5 protein-coding genes are annotated in these 6,171 nt (G+C 69.6%); 2 read left to right on the top strand and 3 right to left on the bottom strand.

The genetic code is table 11. The annotated features are described in order from the left end of the window. Positions 1–143: 143 nt before the first annotated feature. Positions 144–779: an MBL fold metallo-hydrolase gene (locus tag ACZ3HL_RS13875; protein ID WP_465531167.1), complete on the bottom strand. Its 636-nt coding sequence runs from the start codon at positions 777–779 to the stop codon at positions 144–146. A 33-nt stretch (positions 780–812) separates the two neighbouring features. Next, entirely contained in the window at positions 813–1,757 is a 945-nt protein-coding gene (locus tag ACZ3HL_RS13870) for an ArsR/SmtB family transcription factor (protein ID WP_465531165.1), read from the bottom strand. A gap of 61 nt (positions 1,758–1,818) precedes the next feature. Between ACZ3HL_RS13870 and ACZ3HL_RS13865 the strand changes: the two genes are divergently transcribed. Both ACZ3HL_RS13865 and ACZ3HL_RS13860 read left to right on the top strand, forming a co-directional pair. Continuing rightward, a complete protein-coding gene (locus tag ACZ3HL_RS13865) occupies positions 1,819–2,961 on the top strand; it encodes an MFS transporter (protein WP_465531163.1) in 1,143 nt (380 codons plus the stop codon). Positions 2,962–2,994: 33 nt separating this feature from the next. Then, entirely contained in the window at positions 2,995–4,497 is a 1,503-nt protein-coding gene (locus tag ACZ3HL_RS13860) for an aldehyde dehydrogenase family protein (RefSeq protein ID WP_465410291.1), read from the top strand. A 63-nt stretch (positions 4,498–4,560) separates the two neighbouring features. Here the strand turns inward: ACZ3HL_RS13860 and ACZ3HL_RS13855 are convergent, their stop codons facing one another. After that, on the bottom strand, positions 4,561–6,141 hold the full coding sequence (locus tag ACZ3HL_RS13855) for a GMC family oxidoreductase (protein WP_465531161.1): 1,581 nt from the start codon (positions 6,139–6,141) through the stop codon (positions 4,561–4,563). Positions 6,142–6,171: the final 30 nt, after the last annotated feature.

The following is a 6,171-nucleotide window of genomic DNA, read 5'->3' as shown; positions in this document are numbered from 1 at the left end:
CCTACCTGGGCTCCCCCGACCTGGGCGCCCACCCCCTCCGGCCACCGGCCGCCAAGTGGCTTTGCCAACCCCACTTCCCCAACATACACGGTTGCTAATGGGGATTCCCCAACGCCATCGGGGGCGGCGCTGGCGTACCGGAGCTAAAGCTTCACCGGCTCCCCGACGTCGAGCACCTTCACCTCGGTGCCTTCCGGCGCCAGATTCGCGAACAGGCCGTAGTGCATCTGCGGCCGCGCGAGGACGGCTTCGTGGATCGGGACGGCGAGGCGCGGCGACACCGCACGCAGGTAGTCGACCGCCTCGCCTGCCTTGAGCCACGGGGCGCCGGTGGGCAGGCCGAGCACGTCGATCTTCTGTTCCGGCACGAAGAACGAGTCGCCGGGGTGGTAGAACGCGCCGTGGTCGACGAGGTAGCCGACGTTCGGGATCACCGGGATCTCCTCGTGGATCACCGCGTGCTCACCGCCGACGACGTTGACGGCGCTGGAGCCGATTTCGAAGGCGTCGCCGGGGTTCGCGATCTGGAACTCGGTGCCGAGCTTCCCCACCGCCTCGGCGGAACCCGGGTCGACGATCAGCCGCACGCCGGGGTTCGCCGCCAGCAGCGCGGGCAGCCTGTCCAGGTCGAGGTGGTCGAAATGCTGGTGGGTGATCAGGATGGCGTCCAGTTCGCGCTCACCCTCGAAGCCCGCCGAGAAGGTGCCGGGGTCGATCAGAATCCGCGCGCCTTCGGTCTCCAGAAGGGTGCAGGCGTGTCCAAAATGGACAATACGCATCGGTGTTCTCCTTCGCGCTAGCTCGATTCCAGCCTATGCCCGGAGCAGGGCGTCGCCAAGTTCGGTGCGCCGGTAGCGGACTTCGCGGCCGCGCCGCCGGGTTTCGAGCAGGCCCGCAGCGCGCATCGCGGTCAGATGCTGCGAGACCGTCGGTGCCGCGAAGCCCAGCCTGCGCGCCAGTTCGGTGGTACTCGCGGGTTCGTTGAGCGTCGTGAGCAGCGCGGCCTTCGTCCTGCCGAGTACTCCCGCCAGCGCATCGGGCGGACGTTCGGGGTCCGACCAGAGTTCGGCCACCCCGCGGGCCGGGTACAGCAGCGACGGCTGCCACGGCTCCATCGTGATCACCCCGACCGAAGGCCACGCGAAGACGCCAGGGATGAGCAGCAGTCCGCGTCGGTCGAGGTGGACGCGGCCGCGTTCCTTCATTTCGATCACCAGGACGTCGTCGACCAGCCGCACCCGTGGGTGGATGTCTTCGAGTACCAGTGCGATCCCGCCGGCGGCCAGCCGACGTGAGCGTTCCTCGATGTCGGCGACCAGGAACCGGCGCATCCTCGGCCAATGCGGTTCGACCAGTTCGGTCCAGGCGATCTCCATCTGGCTCGCCAGCAGATCCCTCGCCTCGGCGGGATCTTCCGGCAGCCCGCTCAGGTCGGCGTCTACTTTGGACAGTTCGTGGGCGGCCTGCCCCGGCGGCGTGCGGCGGATTTCGGCGAGCTGGGCGGACGCGGTGGTCTCCGGGCCGCTCGGCGGCGGGCTGAGGAAATCGGTGATGTAGTGCCGTGCGCTCATCACCTTCGCGAAGCCGTCGATGGGCAGGTCCGGCAGTTTCGCGGCGGCCTCGCGCAGCCACGGCAGATGACTCGGGTGCCCGCGCCGTCCGAGCAGCGTCTGCATCGCGCCCATGGTCTCGTCGAGCGGGGAGATGCCGAAGCGGACGCGGTTGGCGCTCTCGGCGGTCAGGACCAGCTCGATCACTGGATTAGGTTATTCCCTAATCAATGGTCCTCGCCAGCCCGGGTTCGGCAGTGTTCGCGACATGACGTTGCTGCGTAATTCCGGGTATTGGCGCTGGTCGGCGGGGGTGCAGCTGAACCGGCTGCCCGGCATGATGGCGCCGCTGGCCTTCACCGTGCTGACCACCGCGACGACCGGCTCGTACCGGCTCGGCGGGATCATGATGGCCGTCTTCGTCGCCGCCGAGATGGTCGGCGCCGTGCCGACCGGACGGCTGCTCGACCGCGTCGGCCCCGCACGCGGCCTCGTCGTGTTGCTTCCTCTGGTCGCCGCGGGACTGTTCCTGCTGGCCGCGGTCGCTTCCGCCGGAGCCCCGGACTGGGTGCTGCTCGCGCTGGCGATCCCGCCCGGCCTGGTCGCGGGCGGGCTGAACGGCGGTTTCCGGACGCTGCTCGCCGCGACGGTGACCGAGGACGAACTGCCGAGGGCCGTTTCGGTGGACGCGATGATCCTGGAGGGCGTCATCGTCGGCGGGCCGCTGCTGGTGGCGCTCCTGGCGACGTCCGGTCCGGTCGTCCCGATCCTCGCGATGGCCGTCGTCGCCCTGCTCGCGGCGCTGCTCGTACCGCGGCGAAACGCCCCGAGCGCTCCACAAAGGACAGTCGAGCGCCAGTCGATCCCGGTCGCCGCGTGTGTGCCCTGGCTGGCGGGGCTGTTCACCGTCGGGCTCCTGCTGTCGACCATCGAGGTCGGGCTGCTGCCGCTCGTCCAGCGCCTCGGCGCGCCCGGCTCGGCGACGGCGATCGTCATCGTGGTGCTGTGCGCCGCGAGCTTCACCGGGAGCGCGCTCTACGCGGCGCGGGGCAAGGCCGGCGATCCGCGGCTGTTCCTGGCCGGTTTCGTGGTCGGCGGGGTCGTGGTTTCGGCGGGCTTCGGCTGGGCCGGGCTGGTCGGTGGGGTCGCGCTGATCGGGCTCTGCACCGGCCCGCTGATGGCCGTCTCGTCGGTCAACCTGCAGAAGCTGCTGCCCGAGCGCCGCCGGTCGGAGGGGTTCTCGCTGGCCTTCACCGTGCAGGCGTCGGGCTTCGGGCTGGGGTCGCTGGCGATCGGGATACTGCCGGTCTGGCTGGCCCCGCTTCTCGGTGTCCTTGCGGCCCTCGTCTCCTGTGCGATGCTGGTGGCACGCCCCAGGCGAGCTATTGGCACGCCGTCAGTAACGTCGTAGCCTGGGCTTTGAGCCGAGACACGGGAGAAGTCGATGACCGCAGTCCAGCCGAAGCCGACCGCGCACAGCGTGGGGGAGACCTTCGATTCCCTCAGCCCGGCGACCGACGAGGTCGTCGGCACCTACCCGGTGCACAGCAAGGAGGACGTCCGCGCCGCCATCGCCCGCGCGAAGGACGCCGCCGAATGGTGGGCCGGGCTCGGTTACGACGGTCGCGCCGAACGCTTGCGCCGGTGGAAGGGCGTCATCACCCGCAGGCTGCCCCAGCTGTGCCAGGTCGTGCGCGACGAGACCGGGAAGCCGATCGCCGACGCGCAGCTGGAGAGCGTCCTCGCCATCGAACACATCGCGTGGGCGGGCAAGCACGCGCGCAAGATCCTCGGCAAGCAGCGCCGCGCGGCCGGGCTGATGATGTCGAACCAGGCGGCGACGGTGGAGTACCAGCCGCTCGGCGTCGTGGGCGTGATCGGCCCGTGGAACTACCCCGTCTTCACGCCGCTCGGCTCCATCGCGTACGCCCTCGCCGCCGGGAACACCGTCGTCTTCAAGCCGAGCGAGTACACGCCCGGCGTCGGGAAATGGCTGGTCGACGCCTTCAACGAGGTCGTCCCGGAATGGCCGGTGCTGCAGCTGATCACCGGTTTCGGCGAGACCGGCGCTTCGCTCGTCACGGGAGGCGTCGACAAGATCGCCTTCACCGGTTCGACCGGCACGGGCAAGAAGATCATGGCCGCGGCCGCCGAGACGCTGACCCCGGTGATCATCGAGGCGGGTGGCAAGGACGCCGTCCTCGTCGACGCGGACGCCGACCTCGAAGCCGCCGCCGACGCGACCGTCTGGGGCGCGTTCTCCAACTCGGGCCAGACCTGCATCGGCGTCGAGCGCGTGTACGTCCACGAGCGCGTGCACGACGAGTTCGTCGCGAAGGTCGTCGAGAAGTCGAAGGACGTGCGGGCAGGCTCGGACGCGGCCGCGCAGTACGGCCCGGTGACGATGCCTTCGCAGCTCTCGGTGATCAAGCGCCACATCGCGGACGCCATCGAGCGCGGCGGTAAGGCGCTGGTCGGTGGCGTCGACGCGGTCGGCGACCGCTACGTGCAGCCGACGGTGCTCGTCGACGTGCCCGAGGACTCCGCGGCGGTCCAGGAGGAGACGTTCGGCCCGACCGTCACCATCGCCAAGGTCCGCGACATGGACGAGGCCGTCGAGAAGGCCAACGACACGAAGTACGGCCTCGGATCGACGGTGTTCTCGAAGTCGCGCGGCCTCGAACTCGCCGGACGGCTGCGCACCGGCATGACGTCGATCAACGCGCCGCTTTCCTTCGCCGGTATCGCTTCGCTGCCCTTCGGCGGCGTCGGCGACTCGGGCTTCGGCCGCATCCACGGCCCGGAAGGCCTGCGCGAGTTCGCCCGCCCGAAGGCCGTCGCGCGGCAGCGGTTCACCGCCCCGATCGTCCTGACGTCGTTCTCGCGCAAGGAAAAGACGGACGCTCTGGTCGCGAAGCTGATTACGGTGCTGCACGGAAAGCGGTAGCGGAGCGCGTTGGGTCTCGTGAGTGGTAAGGACGGTTAGAACCGTCCTTACCACTCACGAGCGTTACTTGCCCCGGATGAGGTCCGCGGCCTTCTCCGCCACCATGATCGTCGGCGCGTTCGTGTTCCCGCGCGGCACCACGGGCATCACCGACGCGTCGACCACGCGCAGCCCGTCCACCCCACGCACCTTCAGCGACGGATCGACGACGGCGTTCTCACCCGTCCCCATCGAGCAGGTCCCGGCGGGGTGGTACAGCGTCTGCGTCTTCTCGCGCACGTAGTCGGCAAGTTCGCTGTCGGTCAGGTCGTGCCGCTCCGGCAGGAACGGCTTGTCCAGATAGCGCGCCAGCGGGCCGGACTTCCCGATCTCCACCAGGGCGCGCATCCCGGCGAGCATCTTCTCCATGTCCACGGACTCCGCGTAGTACGCCGGGTCGATTTCCGGTTTCCACAACGGATTCGACGACTTCAACCGCAGGCGCCCCCGGCTCGCGACGTCCACCAGGGTCGCCGCCGAGGTGAAGCCCGGCACCGTCGGCTCGCGCATCCCGTTGTCGTAGAACAACGTCGGCGCGACGTGGATCTGCATGTCCGGCGGCGAGACACCGTCCGCGGCGGGGAAGAACGCGCCCGCCTCGCCGATGTTCGAAGCCAGCGGACCGCGCTTGGTGAGCTGGTAACGCACCAGCCCGCCGGGTGTCGCCGCGTCCACCAGATCGGTGGTGCCGCGGGTCGACCAGATGATCCCGCAGGCCGGGTGGTCGTGCAGGTTGTCGCCGACGCCGGGCAGTGCGGCCACGACGTCGATCCCGTGCTCACGCAGGTGTTCCGCCGGCCCGACCCCGGAAAGCATCAGCAGTTGCGGCGAGTTCACCGCGCCGCCGCTCAGCAGGACCTCCGTCGACGCGCGTACGGTCGTCTCGGCGCCCTTGTCCAAATAGGACACTCCGACGGCGCGGGTGCCTTCGAAGACCACGCGGGTGGCTTGTGCGTTGGTCCGCACGGTGAGGTTCGGCCGTGACAACGCGGGCCGCAGATACGCGTCGGCCGTCGACCAGCGGCGGCCCTTCTTGCACGTCACCTGGTAGACGCCGGCGCCTTCCTGCGACTCGCCGTTGAAGTCGTCGGTGCGTTTGAGGCCCCAGGCGACCGCGGAATCCACCCACGCGAGCGACAACTCGTGGGTGAAGCGACGGTCCTCCACGTTCAGCGGGCCATCGGTGCCGTGCAGCGGCCCGCCGAGCCGCTGGTTCCCCTCCGCGCGCTTGAAGTACGGCAGGACGTCGTCGAAGCCCCAGCCCTCGGCGCCGTGCCCGTCACGCCAGCCGTCGTAATCCGCGCGGTTGCCGCGGATGTAGATCATCGCGTTGATCGACGAGCAGCCGCCGAGCGTCTTCCCGCGCGGCCAGTACAGCGACTGGCCGGTGTGCTTCTGCTCGACCGTCTCGTAGTTCCAGTCCCATTTGGTCTTGAACAGACCGGGGAACGCGGCGGGGATGTGGATCTCGTCGGCGTCGTCCTCGCCGCCCGCTTCGAGCAGGAGCACCCGCGCCGACGGATCCTCGCTCAGCCGGTTCGCCAGTACGCATCCCGCGCTGCCCGCGCCGACGATCACGTAGTCGAAGGAGTCCTGATCGGCCACGGTGCCTCCTGCTGCTCGCCCGGTGTTGAC

The sequence above is a fragment of the Amycolatopsis sp. NPDC000009 genome, assembly GCF_055563465.1.
The sequence above is the reverse complement of the archived record's forward strand: the minus strand, read 5'-3'. Positions and strand labels throughout refer to the sequence as shown.

Bases quoted from the DNA above. Each gene is read 5' to 3' on its own strand.
- ACZ3HL_RS13865 (WP_465531163.1), top strand. From the start codon at position 1,819: ATGACGTTGCTGCGTAATTCCGGGTATTGGCGCTGGTCGGCGGGGGTG.
- ACZ3HL_RS13875 (WP_465531167.1), bottom strand. From the start codon at position 779: ATGCGTATTGTCCATTTTGGACACGCCTGCACCCTTCTGGAGACCGAA.
- ACZ3HL_RS13860 (WP_465410291.1), top strand. From the start codon at position 2,995: ATGACCGCAGTCCAGCCGAAGCCGACCGCGCACAGCGTGGGGGAGACC.